Here is a 13,751-nt window from a genome sequence, read left to right as displayed (position 1 = left end):
CCGGCGGCGATCTCATCTGCCGATCTTACTACCCTGGAATTCGCCGAGCGGATCGATGTCGGGAAATGCATGGCGGACCGAGGATTCCGTTACCTGCCCGAACCGCCGACACCGGCCGAACGACGCTTCACATACGTGCTGGACGACGTGGCCTGGGCCCGCCAACACGGCTACGGAATCGTCCCGGATTCCGATGTCGCAGTCACCGGCACCAACGAGAGATATTTCGCGAGCCTGTCCCCGGACCGTCGCGTACAGGCCGTGGCAGCATTCTCCGGTTCTCATGGCGAGGTTACCGTGAGCGTTCCAGGCGGTGGCGTAGTCGGATCGGCGACGGACGGCTGTACGGCACTGGCCCAGCAACGACTGTACGGTGATTTCCCGACCTGGTTCCACGCAAAAATCATCACGGCGAATCTCGAACTGTTGTATGTACCTCGCGTCCGGTCGGACCCGGCTTTCATCCGGGCGCTCGGCGAGTGGAGCCGGTGTATGGGTGGACGTGGGTTTTCCGCGACCGGCCCCAACAACCTCGCCGAACAGCTCTCCGACCGGATCCGAGGCCGGACCACCGCTGACGCCCGGGACCTGGAAATCGAAACTGCCGTCGCCGAGGCGACGTGCGCACGGCAGACGCCCTTGGCCACAACGGCTGAGGCGCTGGACCGGCGCTACCGAACCGAAACCGAGGCTCGATACCACTTGGAAATCCAGATCCGTGACCGGCTGCGGGAAGCCGCCCTGCCACACGCACGACAAATCGTCTCCGCGTATCGGCCGGGCTGATGTCACACGACGTCCCGCGGACCTCCCGCGGACCTCCCGCGGGTAGGCACACCGGTTTTCGTTCAGAACCACCACAACCAGGAGGAAAATGATGGACCGAGCACACAGGACGCATGGGACGGCGGATCAGACGCGCAGGAGGAGCTGGCGCCGGCGCACCGCAGGAGTCGGTGTCGCGACTGCACTGGCGCTCAGCGTAGGCGGCGTGGGAATGGCATCGACGGCTCAGGCGGCCGACGGCTACTTCCGCGTCTGGGAGCACTCCGGTGCCGGAGGCGCGGGCTGCGCGTGGTTCGGGGATGACGCCGACTACCGATACAACACCAACTGCGGGAACTTCAATGACCGCGTCTCCTCACTGAAGAATGACGGTTACCCCGGCGCCTTCGAGGATGTCCAGATCTTCGAGGACACCAACTACCGGGGCGCCTCCATCTGCGTCCCGAACGGTGCGTACTGGAGCGGCATGCCGGCCGGCTGGAACGACCGGGTGTCGTCGCACAAGTGGGTGAATGCCTGCTGACACCGATCGGCTGTCTCTCCCTGCCGGTCCGCGGCCTTCGCCGCGGACCGGCATCGGCGTGTCCAAGCCCGTACGTGTCGAGAATTTTACAGAGCGCACCCGCAAAGCTACGGTCGCCTTATAGTGACAGAAAGCTACCGAGCATCCGGTTCTTACGGGAGGACGGCGTGAGCTACCTGGTTGTTCAGCCATCCGCAGGGCCGTCGGACGCTGGTGAACCGGGCCAGCTCTACAACCTCGCCGCAGGGCAGGCACTCACCTTCGGTCGTGGCGCTCCCGGGATCGACGTGGACCTCGTGTTTTCGAATCCGGGCGTCTCACGACTCGCCGGAGAAATCACAGCGGTCTCCGACCACTGGACGCTGACCAATTTCAGCGGCACAAGCTCCTATGTGGTCGACAACATCGAAGGCGGCGGCGAGCACGTCCGGGTCGCGCCTCGCAGGCTTGCGGCGCCCATCCCGTTCGAGTTGGCGCGGATCATCATCCCGACACCCGCCGGCGGCTGGGGCATCGCCGTGTTCGCGCCCGGACAGGCGTTCGTGTCCTCCCAGGCCACCGAGGAACACGGCCTCACCGAAGAACCGACCGCGGACGCATTCAGTCTGGACGAGACTTCCCGGTATTTCCAGGTGCTTGTCGCCCTGTGCGAACCAAGGCTGCGGGACGCGACCAGCGCGGCGGTACCCACCACCGCCCGGATCGTCGAGCGGCTTGCCCTCGACCGTCGACGACCCCCGCTGACCTCGGCCGCGGTCACTTATCACATCGACTACCTGGCCCGTCACAAGCTTCGCACCCACCCGTTCGAGGAGTTAGGTGCCGGCCGCGACACCGCTAAGCGGGATACGCTCGTCGTGGTGGCCCTGCGGTTCGGCCTTGTCGGCCCGGAACATCTCGCGCTGCTGCCGTCACGTAGGCGAACCGATCGGGTGGTGGGTGGTTACGGCGCCGCTGCGATGCCGTGACCGGGATAGCTGAGGTACCCGCCCGGATGGATGACAGCCCGATCTTGGCAATTGGCATCTCTCGACCGGGAAAAGGCTGGGCGGTAGAGGTGCCCACGGGCTTGCGGGTGGGCCGATGGGTGGTGACAAGCCCGATCGCTACCGGCAGCTGGGGCTCGGTCTATGCAGCTCGGCGGGCTGACAATGAAGAAGACGGGGCACGGGAGCAGCCCGGTATCCAAGGCGACGCGGCCAATGTGGTCGATACGAACAGTACGGTCGGCACTGTCAGCGACGGCGACGGCGACGGCGACGGCGACGGCGAAACCAACGTGGCCATCAAATTCCTCCCCTCGTCAATGCTCACTCCGGGCCGGCGCGGCCTGTTCACCGCGATCGTCGACCGAGAGGTGCGTTTCAGCCGCCGCGCCAACCACCCCAACATCGTTCGTACCTTCGAGATCGTCACCTTACACTCGGATGATCCACTCCTGGATGGCGCTGTATGCCTGGTCATGGAGCGTGCGGCGGGGTCGCTGGCCCACCGCTGGTCGGCCGTGGCCGAAGCCGAGTCGGCTCGCATCGTCCGCCAGGCAGAACCACGCGGGATCCTGCTGGGGGTTGCCGAGGCCTTACGCAACATCCACGAGTCCGGATGGGTACACGCGGATCTCAAACCGAGCAACATACTGATCAATGCCGACGGTGACGCACGCATCGCCGACTTCGGCCTGAGCAGCGAGCTCGACGGGACACACGCATATGCTCCGCCACGCGCCGGGTCATGGGAGCACGTGCCGCCGGAGTGGTGGAGCGAGCGGCTCGCGCCATCCGGTACCCCGGTACGGACCAGTCAGGACGTCTGGGCCTTTGGCGTGATCGTTCATCAGGTCCTCACCGACGGCGTCCATCCTTTCCCCGGGGCGACGGCATCCGCCCGAGCTGAAACGGTACGTGCCTATGGAGCCGGTTTGGTGGAGCTCCAGCCGGCTCCGGTGATCCCGACGCAGTGGGCGGAACTCATCAGAGCCTGCCTGGACCGGGATCCGAGCCGCCGACCGTCCGCCGCGGACGTAGCGGACCGGGTGCGGGCGCTGCCGGTCCCGGGTTCGTCTGCGCTTCCTGCATTCCCTGAGAAAAAGGACGACGTGGTCGGCCACGGGCGCCGTCTTCGGCGCGGCATAGGCGCCGCGGTCGCCGTCGTCCTCACCTGCGGTGTAGCCGGGGGGCTGTGGACCGCCGGTGTCATCGGCTCCGGTACCAGTCGAACCGGCCGGCCTGCCGTCGTCAGCCAGCCGTCGGATTCGCCGCATCCCCTGCAGATACGCGTCGACCGCGACTGCAAGGTGTCCACATGCACCCTGCGACAACCGGTGTTGTTCCTGACCTCGGGTGCAAGCCCTTCAGGCATAGTGGAAACCACGGTGGCGGGGCCGGACGGTGTCGACCGGAACACAGCCAAACCGGGCGCATACAACCCGTTCGGGCGGACGGACGGTGACGGGAAGAAAACCGGCCGGTGGGCTTACGAAGCCGGTGACCCCTTCGGTATGTGGACGGTGACAGTGCGGGACGTCCAGACGGGGGTACAGGCCGTCACCACCTTCCGCATCCTGGATGAATGAGTCAGCCTCCTGGATGAATGAGGTTGTGAGCGCCGTGCGACCGCCGGTGCCACGCATGTTGATCGTCCAGGATCAGGGTGCGGGCAGGCGGACGAGTGACTGGGCGTCCGCGCTGGCCGTGACGGTCACCGGACCGATCCCGAGGATGGTCACCACCGGCAGGTCCACCGTGCGGGTACCGGTCACCCGGACCGTCGTCGGATCCAGCAGTTGCGCGGTCAACATCATGCGCCCGGACGGGTCGGCGTCGCTCTGGTACTGCGCGACGGTCGCGGCGACCTCCGCCAGCGGTAGCTGCTGGAGATTCCCGGTCGAGGTGTAGATCGCCATCTCGTCGACGCTCTGTGCCGCGGCAAGCGCCGCACCGTCCGCGGCAGAGGCAAGCGAGCGCCTGGCCAGGTACACCGTGGACACGTCGGTCACCACGATCGCCAGCATCAGCGCGATGAGGACGTAGCCGAGGGTGAGAACCAGGATCGTGCCAGCGTCCTGACGTCGCCCCACGCGGACGACCCGTCCGGCACGCACCGCGGACGAACCGGGCCGGTTCGTGCGACCGCCGGGTCGCGCCGGTAGGCGTCCACGAGCACGACGGGCTTCCGGTCCCAGGCGCATGGGACGTTTGCGCAGGTCAGCGCGCATCCGCATCCCCTTTGGTCCGTATATGGGCCAGACAGTCCGCACGATCTTTATAGAGCCACGCGGCGTCCACGATTTTCCGTATCCGATCCGTCGAATACCGGCCACAGGTGAGAGTAGGTCCTCAGCGTCTCAAAGGGGTTGGCGTGGCCCATTCGGGCCCCCACCACGATCACCCGAATCACCACCTGTCAGCCGCTCTCCTTCGGGACCGACCTGACTCCCCCGGCGAGACCGCGGACAACAGGGAGAGTCGACTGGCGATCCGACCGATGTCGATCGGCAGGCCGTCACCGCGGAGCACCTCGTCCAGCGGCGCGGCTGCGACGAGGAACAGCCGCACGTCCTTGTCACAGAGAATGTCGACGACATTGGAGAATCGCTGCTGGGCGTCCCGGCCGACCTGCTCGAAACGGGGCAGTCCCGAGACCACCCAAGTCGTGAAGCGGCCGATGAGGATCAGGTAGTCTGCCGCGGATCTGGCCGTGTCGCACAACTCGAAGAAGTCGAACCAGACGAGATCGCCGCGGGCCGCCAGGGCCCGGATCCGCCGGTCGCCCACGTCGAGCACGGTGGTTTCTTCCTCGGCGGGGACCTCCAGGCCCACGTCACGGAGCTGCTCGTCCGTACCAGGCCATACATAGACACCGGTCTCGAACCTCGACCGGGGCTCGCCCGACCAGGACCGGCCACGATAATCCCGCGGACCGGCGAGCTCGACCACATCCATCGTTCGCTCGATCTTCTCGATCATGGGCACGAAAAGGTGATGGTAGATCGGGTTGGGAAGCAGACCACTCGGCGGGTAGTTGGACGTGGCCAGCAGGGTGATCTTCTTCTCGAACAGCGACGTGAACAGCCGGCTGATCAACATGGCGTCGCCGGAGTCGTGGACGTGGAACTCGTCGAAACACAGCAGGCGGCAGCGGTCGAGGAGCTCCTCGACCGCGAAGTCCACCGCCCGGCGTTTCTTCCGGTGCCGGGAATAGGCCGTGTGGAACTGGCGGAAGAAGTCGTGGAAGTGCACCCGGTGCTTCTTGTCCGTCGGCACGGTCTCGTAGAAGACATTCATCAGCCAGCTCTTGCCCCGGCCGACCGGGCCCCAGACGTAGACTCCGCGTGGCTGCCGAGCGAACAGGCCCCGCCACCGCGATATCTCGGCGCTGAGCTGGGCGAGCCGGTCGACGACTCTCACCTGCGCGGCGTCCAGCTCGAACCCGGACCGCCGAGCGGCATCCTCGAAGCACTCCGCAAACCGGCCCACATCCACGTGTTCACTGCCCACGAGTACACCGTTACACCGTTCGATCGGACAGTGTAACGAAAGGAACCGGTGGCGACCCGCCACACATCGGAACACAGGACCGACCAGAACCACGCCAGAACACAGATTCCGCCTACCGCGTCTCTCGACACCCTCACCACTTTTCTCGACATCTCAGTGGATGGATGGATCACGAGACGACAGGAGGCCGGACGCCATGGTTATTTTGATGCCCTGACCCCGGTCAGCTGCTGGTACGGGCCTCCCACTCGGCCCGGATGATCGCGTAGACGGCGCTGTCGGTGTCGTGCAGCACCTCATAGTGGTCGAACGTCATGCCCAGCTTCTCGGCGACGCGGATGGACTTCAGGTTGTCCCGGTTGGGGATGGTCACGAGCCGGTCCACGTCGTGGTTCGCGAACGCCCAGGTGCCGGCCGCGCGTGCCGCCTCAGGCGCGTATCCGCGTCCCCACCAGGGCCGGCCGATGAACCACACCAGTTCGATCCCGGGCCATCCCGGCTCGTTCCACAGCCCCGCCCGGCCCACCAGCGCACCGGTGGCTCGTTCCACCACCGACCACGAGCCGACGCCTTCCAGCGCCCACGCGCCGATGTTGGCCGCGAGGTTGTGCCACATGCTGTGCCGGTCATGGATACCGATGTACCGGCCGAACTCGGGATCGGACCAGATGGCGGTGGATGCGTCAAGATCATCACGGTGGATCGGGCGGAGAATCAACCGACCTGTCGTCAACGTGGGGATGTTCATGCGTCGCCACCGACAGGAAGCGCACGGACACAGGCAGCCTCGCTGAACTGGCGGACGACCGCGGTCTTCCGCCGCGCCGGAGCGAACGTACCGATCATCCTGTCCATCTTCGCCCCCACCGTGTGAGTGAGGGACCGCTCCAACACGCCCAACACGATCATTCCCTCCACCGCCGCACCATCCACATCGGGGTTCCTGCCCAGAAGACGCCCTATTGCGAGAGTCAACGTCGCCCCTGCCGCGCCGTCGTCCCCGCGAGTCCACTCAATCTTGGTTGAGGTACTCATGACCGCTCACCTGCGGCGAAAAGAGGTTTCCTTGCCCGCAAACGGCGACTCAGGGCGGTCCTATGTTGATTCGACGAGAGACGGCCGTGGATGCAGGAACGATCCGCGCCGTGACGTGCGCGGCTTTCGCCCGACCCGGAGCACCGGCCAAGACCCCGATCGAGGTCACCCTCGTCGACGACCTTCGTGCCAGTGAGGCGTGGCTGCCTGCGCTTTCGCTCGTCGCGACCGGCACCGACGGCGAGGCCATCGGCCACGTCTTGTGCACCCGCGGCAGGGTCGACGCGACGCTGGACGTCGACCTGTCCGCGAGCAGCGCGACCGCGCGGGCCGCGACCGCCGCCGCCTCATCCGGAACCGGCCGGTGCCCCGGGTGGCCAGCGCCGCGGCCAGGCCGAGCAGCGCATGTCCCCGGTCCTCGAAGCCGAGTCCATGCGTCTGTGTCAGCGCGGCACGGGCGATCGGTTCGGCTTCGTCGCCGGCTCCGACCCGGGCGAGCACCCCACCGGCGAACACCTCGGCCAGGTCCGGGCCGAACGGTGACATCCCCGGCCGGGCGCGCAGGCCGACAGCGTCCCTGCGCATCCGGGCCAGCGCTTCCCGGGTCGACGGTCGTCACCAAGGGCCGCTCTGTGCTTCCCTGTACCCCGCGTCTGGTCAGTTCGCTTTGGGGTGGGAGGCGAATTGGTTGAGCAGGGCGTCGAACTCGTCTTTCCCATAGCAACGGACAAACCGGCCCGCAGCGATGTCCTCATCGGCTTCAGCAATCATGCGCTCTGTCTCGGGGTCGGCGTCGATCTCCTCGACGTCTGTGAGGATCGGTGGAAGCTCGGACTCGTTCGGCCAAGCGCCGGGCTGTTGCTGTGCCCCTTCCCTCCCCGTCCCTGTTGGATCCGTCCGGATCCTTCAAGCCTGCCTTGACAGCAGGCCCACCCATACCGGCATTTACAAGAACCGCAGCGGGTGAGGTTGACCTTCTCGTGGCCCGGTGGGCGGTCGGGGTTTCTTATGCCGCGGGCACTTGTGTGCGGTCGCGGCGGTAGGCGTCCACGACGACGATGAATTTTCCGTTCACGGTGATGTCGGCGAGGCCGGTGAACAGCCGCGCCGTCCCGGGTAGCGCCGCGACGGACCGGACGCATACGACGAACCGGGAACCGGGAACCAGCGACGCGGCGCCGTCGCCGGGGTCCCCGGCACCGCAGTCCGCTCCCTCGGGCGCGAAACGCAGCTCGGGCGCCCCGTCGAGACCCTGGTCGGCGAAGGCCAGCTCAGCGGCGACCCGCGCGCGCGTGACGGCCTGCTCCTCGCTGTCAGCGGTCGCGTACGCCCGGCCTGCCGCTCGGGCGGCCTGGGTCACCGCGAACGCGGCACGCTGGACCGCGAACACGCTGAGGAAGAAATAGATGAACGGGATGAGCAGCAGGACCGACAGCCCGACGAACTCGATCAGGGCGGTGCCACTGTCATCGAGCGGACGCCGCCGGCGCCACTCGCGGTGCCACTGATGTCGCTGGCCCTGCTGGCCCTGGCCCTGGCCCTGACGCCGCCCGTGTCGCGGGGTCACGTTCACGGCGTCTCCTTGACCGCGTGCCCGACAACGCTGATCGTCGTCCTCGCGCCCCCCGGCAGGACCGTCAGTGGGACGGCGACCTCGCAGCGCACCTCGACCAGTGGCACGCCGGACGCGTTGGTCGTGGCAGCGCTGGTGCAACGGGTGTCGGCCCGCCCGGGAATGGACGATGCGATCAGCTTCTCCGCGTAGGGGCCGCCGGAGTCGTCGGCCATGTTCAGGTTCGCCGCATGCCGGGCGCCCTCGGCCGCGTCCGCGGCAAGGGTGTTGCGGATGTGCAGCACCACACCGACCTGGATGACCCCCAGGAACAGGAAGAGCAGCAACATTCCGACCAGCACGAACTCGACCACCGCCGAGCCGCGCTCGGATGCCGGCCGCGGGGCTGACGCCCGGGCGCGCGCCCGCGCCGGGAACCCGGCGAGCTTCCGCCCTGCCGGATGTCCGATCAGGTGTCCGTACGGCAGATCGCCCCGCCCCAGGAAAAGGGCGAGCTTCCGCCCCCACGCGAGGAACCCGGCGCGGTCAGCCGCCGCTGACCACGGAGTCGATCGCATTGGTGAAGACATCCCGCAGCTGGGGCACGGCGACCGCCATCAGGGCGACGACCAGGGCTGCCGTCATGACGGTGACCATGACCCAGCCGGGCACGTCCCCGCGGTCCCGGCGGTCCCAACGGTTGCGGTCGGCCCGCCCCGTTCCCGCGTCACGCGCGTCACTCCCGGACCGGGACGCCTTCTCCCGTTCCTGAACCCAGCGGCTCACGAACATCGCGAACACACGCACGGTCGACAACTCCTTCGGATATTCAAACAATCACCGGGCACTGAAAAATCACTGGCAAAATCACTGGATAAAATCATTGGGCGCTGAAGGAAAGGCTCACCAGCGCCGGGTAGAAAGCGAAGATCACGGTGGTCGGCAGGACGAAGAACACGACCGGCACCATCATCGCGATCTCCTTGCGGCCGCCGGCTTCCAGCAACTGGCGTTTGCCCGCCTCACGGACGTCGACCGCCTGCGCCCGCAGCACCTCCGCCAGCGGCGTACCGCGCTCGATGGCCACGGCCATGCCGTCGACGAACCGGGCAAGCGACGGCACCGTCGTCCGGGTGGCCATGCCCTCGAGGGCCTGGACCAGGGTGGCCCCGGCCCGGGCGTCCGCGAGAGCCAACCGCAGTTCACGGCCCAACTCCCCGTGGGAGAGCCGGCTCACCCGTTCCAACGCGCCGATCGGGCTTTCACCCGCGGTCACCGCGAGCGCGAGCAACTCGGCCACGGTCGGGAATTCGATCAGTATCCGTTCCTCGCGTTCCCGGATCGCGCGCGTCAGCCACCAGTCCCGGGCGACGATCCCGCCTGCAACACCCGCGACGACCATGGCGACGCCGACGATCGGCGGCGGTCCGACGCCTGTAAGCGCCCGGACGAGCAGCAGGAACGCGCCGAGGAGCGCGCCGACCGCGGCGCAGATCACCTGATGGATCCTGAACTCCTCGATGGACGTCCGTCCGCCCGCCTGGGTCAGGCGCCGGGCCAGGGCGGCACGCCCACCGAGGAAACGGTCGAGCCGCCGGGCCGTGTCGTGTACGAAGGGCCGCAGCAGCTCCTCCAGACCGCTGCGGGACGACATCGTGGTTCGCGGGCGGTCGGCGAGCAGCCGGGACTGCAACGGGGTGTCGCGCAGGTAAGGATCCATCCGGTCGGCCAGACGGATCCGCCGGACGATCGGCGACCGCCGGACGACGATGACCAGCCCGACTCCGGTGAGTAGACCGATCAGGGCGCCGGTCGCGGCCGGGCTCACCGGAGGCTCACAAGGCCGGCACCTGCAGGAAGCGGGCTCGCAGGACCGCTCACCGGACGCGGGCTTGCAGGCCGCGGGTCCGCAGTGCGGCTCACCGGACGCGGGCTCACCGGGCGCTCGCGCAGACGAGGCTTGCAAGGGCGGCATTCGCGGGGACCGCCGGTCGCAGGATGCTCGCCCGCCCCTCCCGGGATTCTCATGGGCGCAGCACCCGGCCTTCCTCGGGCAGCCGTCCGATCCACTTCATGAGCAGGTACGCCAGCACCGACACCCCGCCACCGACCACGAGCACGGCGACACCGGTCGGGCTGTCGTAGGCGCGCACGGTCTCCCCCCGGGTCGCCAGCATCAGCAGGACGACCCACGGTGCCCCGAGCGCGAGCCGGGCGGCATTGACCGTCCAGCTCTGCCGAGTCTCCAGTTCGGCGCGGGTTCGCGCGTCCTCCCGCAGGAACGTCGACAGCGTCCGCAGCAGCCGGCCGAGGTCGGTGCCGCCTACTTCCCGCGCCATCCGCAACGACTCGATGATCCGGTCGGCGATCGGGTCCGCGAGGTCGTCGGCGAGCCGGTCCAGGCTCGCCGAGAAGGAGCCGGTCGCCCGGTAGTCCTCGCCGAAGCGGGTGAACGCGGGACGCAGCGGGACCGGGCCGCGCACACCCACCGACGCAAGCCCCTCCGGCAGGGACATCCCCGCCCGTACGGCGCTGGCCAGGTTGTCCACGACGTCCGGCCATAACTCCCGCAGGTCGTGCATGCGGGTGCGCCGGCGCCGTACCACCATCGCCCGCGGCAGCAGGGCTGCGAAAACGAAGAACGCCCCGGCCAGCGACCAGGTGGCGGTGAAGGCGAGGACGAGCAGGCCGACCAGCAGCCCGACCCCAATGCTGATCATGAGGAACTGGTTGGGACTGACCCCTGGGATGCCTGCCTGAGCAAGAAGCTCCCTGGTCCGCACCCGCCATTTGGCGGTGCCGGGGTCGCGCCGAACGCGGGGACGGTTACTGGTGACGATGAGGAACAGGCCGAGCCCGAGGAGCAGACCGAGGAAGATGCCCATCAGTGCTCTCCCCCGATCTCGGCCCAGGTCCGTTCACCCAGCGGGGCCCGCTCGGCCAGGGGGGTCCGCTCGGCACGCTCGCGGTCGCTCGCGGCAAGCAGCGCGGGCAGGTCGTAGCCGGCACGCGCGAACCGTTCGGCGTGCGGGGGGTAGCCGTCGGCGCGCACCAGGGCGTTGCCGTGCGACCGGTAGATCTGGGCGATCTCGATGACGTCCCCCTCGGTACGCCCAGGCAGCGAGACGATCTCGGTGACGCGTCGCCGTCCATGGGCGTCCTTGGCCAGGTGGACGACGAGGTCCACGCTCGCGGCGACCGTCGGCACCACAAAGGCGTGGCTGACGTTCTCCCCGGCCAGCAACGGCAGGGTGCACAGCTTGGTGACCGCCTCGCGGGCCGAGTTCGCGTGCAGGCTGCACATACCGGGCAGGCCCGAGTTGAGCGCGATGAGCAGGTCGAGGGCTTCCTCCTGCCGGACCTCGCCCACGATGATCCGGTCCGGACGCATCCGCAGCGCTTCCTTGATCAGACGCCGGAGCCGGATCTCCCCGGTGCCCTCCAGGTTGGCCTGGCGGGTCTGCATCGCAACCCAGTCCGGTGCCCGCAGCTTGAGCTCGAAGACCTCCTCACAGGAGATGACGCGCTCCCGCCCGGGAATCGCCGAGCCCAGGCAGTTGAGCATCGTCGTCTTCCCGGCCTGCGTCCCGCCGGCGACAATGATGTTCAGCCCGGACGTCACGGCGGCCTCCAGGAAGGCGGCGGCCGACGCGGTGATCGTGGACAGGGCGACCAGTTCGTCCAGGCCGGCCGCGGACAGGACGAACTTGCGGATGTTGACCGACCAGTGGGCCCGGGTGACGTCGGGGATGACCACGTGCAGGCGCGAGCCGTCCGGCAGCATGGCGTCCACGAACGGGGTGGACAGGTCCACCCGCCGCCCGGAGCTCTTCAGCATCCGTTCGACCAGGTCCGCGACCCCGTCGGCGGTCAGGATCGTCGTGGTCAGCTCGCTGCGTCCGTTCCGGGCGACGAAAACCCGGCCAGGCTCGTTGATCCAGATTTCTTCCACGGTCGGGTCGTCGAGATGGCGCTGCAACGCCCCGAATCCGGCGACCGCATCGTGGACGAGCCGGGCGGTGGTGGCGCGATCGACAATCGGAGGCAGATCGCTGGTGAGCGCACGTTCCTCGTATTCACCGAGGACGTCCTCGACGAGCTGGCGTATGCGGGTGGGTTCCTGAACCGGGTCGAGGGAACGGCGCCGGACGAGTTCGCGCACTTCACCCTCGATGAGTGAAGTGGCATCCATCCAGTCACCGCGTGCCGCCACAGAAGACCGATCCTCTGGTTATGCGTTCGGACCGCCACGGCCCAGACAATTACTACGAAGCGTAGAAAGAAGATCGCATCGAATCAAGCAGCTGACCACCGTGCCCCTCCGGCCTCCGGCTGTACGAAAAGCAAGATCGCACCGCCTTCGGCCGCCATACCTACCTCTCGGCCTCCGGCGGTGCAAAAAACAAGATCGCACCGCCTTCGGCCCAGCCGGACGCCTGGCGACAATATTCGCACGACCGCCGTACCCCACCCGCATCGGGCCACGGAGAACCCGACGCCAGAAGGAAATGATCATATATTCAGCCGAACGATCGCTACTCTCTGTATCCAATGATCCGATGGTTGACCGCTGCACAAGAAAGCAGCCGACGAGCCGGGAAACCACCTGGAGCAACCCTTGCCGGCCAAGCCGTTCCGGACCGGCAACGATACCCTCCCACTGGCGGGAAACGCCCGGAACTCATTCCAGCGCACGCCGGACGCCAACGCCGGTCCGCACACATCCGTATCCCGGCGGCACAGGTCGACCAGACATTCACGGGACGGGTCGTAACCGGCGGGAAATATTCCGACCCGCCGGCCGCATGGCCGGATCCGGCAACCGGCGCCGGTGGGTCAGCACCGTGCTGCGTTCACGACCGATATGGGTTGACGTGCGGACCCGGGCGTTCTAAAAGCAACTGGATCATTTCCTGACCCGCCGAGCAGTACCCGAAGTGCGGCCTGGACAGCGTCCCAGAAGATGGGTGAGCAGGACACGTCGAAATCGTTCGACGCCGATTTCGATACCGGCCGGAAATATTCGCGACCGCCGCCCCGAACCGTCCCGTGGCCGTATTCGTGACCGACACGTCCAGCCGTCGCATTCCTGCCAGCCGGCGCCGACGCAACCCTACCGGAATCGCCGCGGGCAGCGCCCCGGGGCATGGGTAGAAGCGTGCTGCGCATCCTGCGGACATCCCCGCCGTAACCCGACGGCAGCCGAACACTCAATAACACACGGTGACGCCCTGCGGACGCGACCTAGGACGCCGCGTCCGAGTGCGAGGCCTGCAACGTAATCATGATCATATATGCGGGAACGAAACCGGCGCGGAGCCGGATCCGATCAGCGACCCGGGGGCCTGGGGACCTGGGG

Annotated in this window: 15 protein-coding genes; 5 read left to right on the top strand and 10 right to left on the bottom strand. The window is 67.6% G+C overall.

Going from position 1 to position 13,751, the window contains the following annotated elements; translation table 11 throughout:
• The 4 genes from DD1DGNOD_RS06360 to DD1DGNOD_RS06345 all read left to right on the top strand — a co-directional run.
• On the top strand, positions 1-786 hold a 786-nt coding region (locus DD1DGNOD_RS06360; RefSeq protein WP_206442986.1), incomplete at its 5' end, for a hypothetical protein.
• Between the two features lie 211 nt (positions 787-997).
• A complete protein-coding gene (locus DD1DGNOD_RS06355) occupies positions 998-1,309 on the top strand; it encodes a peptidase inhibitor family I36 protein (RefSeq protein WP_165034790.1) in 312 nt (103 codons plus the stop codon).
• A gap of 167 nt (positions 1,310-1,476) precedes the next feature.
• Positions 1,477-2,277 carry a hypothetical protein gene (locus DD1DGNOD_RS06350; protein ID WP_206442985.1) on the top strand — a complete coding sequence of 267 codons (801 nt, stop codon included), beginning with the start codon at positions 1,477-1,479 and terminating at the stop codon, positions 2,275-2,277.
• A gap of 122 nt (positions 2,278-2,399) precedes the next feature.
• Positions 2,400-3,881: a serine/threonine-protein kinase gene (locus DD1DGNOD_RS06345; protein WP_165036472.1), complete on the top strand. Its 1,482-nt coding sequence runs from the start codon at positions 2,400-2,402 to the stop codon at positions 3,879-3,881.
• Between the two features lie 72 nt (positions 3,882-3,953).
• Here the strand turns inward: DD1DGNOD_RS06345 and DD1DGNOD_RS06340 are convergent, their stop codons facing one another.
• From DD1DGNOD_RS06340 to DD1DGNOD_RS06325, 4 genes are all read right to left on the bottom strand, one after another.
• Complete coding sequence (locus tag DD1DGNOD_RS06340) at positions 3,954-4,523, bottom strand: pilus assembly protein TadG-related protein (RefSeq protein ID WP_346434277.1); 570 nt, start codon at positions 4,521-4,523, stop codon at positions 3,954-3,956.
• Between the two features lie 178 nt (positions 4,524-4,701).
• The gene (gene zapE / locus DD1DGNOD_RS06335; protein WP_131765674.1) at positions 4,702-5,805 is read right to left on the bottom strand and encodes a cell division protein ZapE; all 1,104 of its coding nucleotides are present in this window, start codon (positions 5,803-5,805) and stop codon (positions 4,702-4,704) included.
• A 223-nt stretch (positions 5,806-6,028) separates the two neighbouring features.
• Positions 6,029-6,553: a GNAT family N-acetyltransferase gene (locus tag DD1DGNOD_RS06330; protein ID WP_131765673.1), complete on the bottom strand. Its 525-nt coding sequence runs from the start codon at positions 6,551-6,553 to the stop codon at positions 6,029-6,031.
• Positions 6,550-6,840, bottom strand: coding sequence for a hypothetical protein (locus tag DD1DGNOD_RS06325; protein ID WP_131765672.1), 291 nt, complete (start codon positions 6,838-6,840; stop codon positions 6,550-6,552). Before DD1DGNOD_RS06325 ends, DD1DGNOD_RS06330 begins: the two co-directional genes overlap by 4 nt.
• A gap of 405 nt (positions 6,841-7,245) precedes the next feature.
• Between DD1DGNOD_RS06325 and DD1DGNOD_RS26600 the strand changes: the two genes are divergently transcribed.
• Complete coding sequence (locus DD1DGNOD_RS26600; RefSeq protein ID WP_165036470.1) at positions 7,246-7,383, top strand: hypothetical protein; 138 nt, start codon at positions 7,246-7,248, stop codon at positions 7,381-7,383.
• Positions 7,384-7,846: 463 nt separating this feature from the next.
• On the opposite strand, the gene DD1DGNOD_RS06320 is transcribed toward DD1DGNOD_RS26600, so the two are convergent.
• From DD1DGNOD_RS06320 to DD1DGNOD_RS06295, 6 genes are all read right to left on the bottom strand, one after another.
• Positions 7,847-8,413 (bottom strand): hypothetical protein, encoded by a 567-nt coding sequence (locus DD1DGNOD_RS06320; protein ID WP_346434276.1) that lies wholly within the window; start codon positions 8,411-8,413, stop codon positions 7,847-7,849.
• The gene (locus tag DD1DGNOD_RS30700) at positions 8,410-8,970 is read right to left on the bottom strand and encodes a TadE/TadG family type IV pilus assembly protein (RefSeq protein WP_131765671.1); all 561 of its coding nucleotides are present in this window, start codon (positions 8,968-8,970) and stop codon (positions 8,410-8,412) included. Before DD1DGNOD_RS30700 ends, DD1DGNOD_RS06320 begins: the two co-directional genes overlap by 4 nt.
• Positions 8,939-9,199 (bottom strand): hypothetical protein, encoded by a 261-nt coding sequence (locus DD1DGNOD_RS06310; RefSeq protein WP_206442989.1) that lies wholly within the window; start codon positions 9,197-9,199, stop codon positions 8,939-8,941. The genes DD1DGNOD_RS30700 and DD1DGNOD_RS06310 overlap by 32 nt, the downstream gene beginning before the upstream one ends.
• Before the next feature lie 73 nt (positions 9,200-9,272).
• Positions 9,273-10,220: a type II secretion system F family protein gene (locus DD1DGNOD_RS06305; RefSeq protein ID WP_131765670.1), complete on the bottom strand. Its 948-nt coding sequence runs from the start codon at positions 10,218-10,220 to the stop codon at positions 9,273-9,275.
• A gap of 196 nt (positions 10,221-10,416) precedes the next feature.
• Entirely contained in the window at positions 10,417-11,277 is an 861-nt protein-coding gene (locus DD1DGNOD_RS06300; protein ID WP_131765669.1) for a type II secretion system F family protein, read from the bottom strand.
• Positions 11,277-12,584: a CpaF family protein gene (locus DD1DGNOD_RS06295; RefSeq protein WP_131765668.1), complete on the bottom strand. Its 1,308-nt coding sequence runs from the start codon at positions 12,582-12,584 to the stop codon at positions 11,277-11,279. Before DD1DGNOD_RS06295 ends, DD1DGNOD_RS06300 begins: the two co-directional genes overlap by 1 nt.
• Between the last annotated feature and the right edge of the window lie 1,167 nt (positions 12,585-13,751).

This window comes from Candidatus Protofrankia californiensis (assembly GCF_900634765.1).
GTDB classification, from domain to species: Bacteria; Actinomycetota; Actinomycetes; order Frankiales; family Frankiaceae; genus Protofrankia; species Protofrankia californiensis.
The sequence above is the reverse complement of the archived record's forward strand: the minus strand, read 5'-3'. Positions and strand labels throughout refer to the sequence as shown.

What these genes read in the sequence shown, in the direction of transcription:
- DD1DGNOD_RS06355 (WP_165034790.1), top strand. Translation starts at nt 998, where the DNA reads ATGGCATCGACGGCTCAGGCGGCCGACGGCTACTTCCGCGTCTGGGAG.
- DD1DGNOD_RS06340 (WP_346434277.1), bottom strand. Translation starts at nt 4,523, where the DNA reads ATGCGCGCTGACCTGCGCAAACGTCCCATGCGCCTGGGACCGGAAGCC.
- DD1DGNOD_RS06330 (WP_131765673.1), bottom strand. Translation starts at nt 6,553, where the DNA reads ATGAACATCCCCACGTTGACGACAGGTCGGTTGATTCTCCGCCCGATC.
- DD1DGNOD_RS06325 (WP_131765672.1), bottom strand. Translation starts at nt 6,840, where the DNA reads ATGAGTACCTCAACCAAGATTGAGTGGACTCGCGGGGACGACGGCGCG.
- DD1DGNOD_RS26600 (WP_165036470.1), top strand. Translation starts at nt 7,246, where the DNA reads ATGTCCCCGGTCCTCGAAGCCGAGTCCATGCGTCTGTGTCAGCGCGGC.
- DD1DGNOD_RS30700 (WP_131765671.1), bottom strand. Translation starts at nt 8,970, where the DNA reads ATGCGATCGACTCCGTGGTCAGCGGCGGCTGACCGCGCCGGGTTCCTC.
- DD1DGNOD_RS06300 (WP_131765669.1), bottom strand. Translation starts at nt 11,277, where the DNA reads ATGGGCATCTTCCTCGGTCTGCTCCTCGGGCTCGGCCTGTTCCTCATC.
- DD1DGNOD_RS06295 (WP_131765668.1), bottom strand. Translation starts at nt 12,584, where the DNA reads ATGGATGCCACTTCACTCATCGAGGGTGAAGTGCGCGAACTCGTCCGG.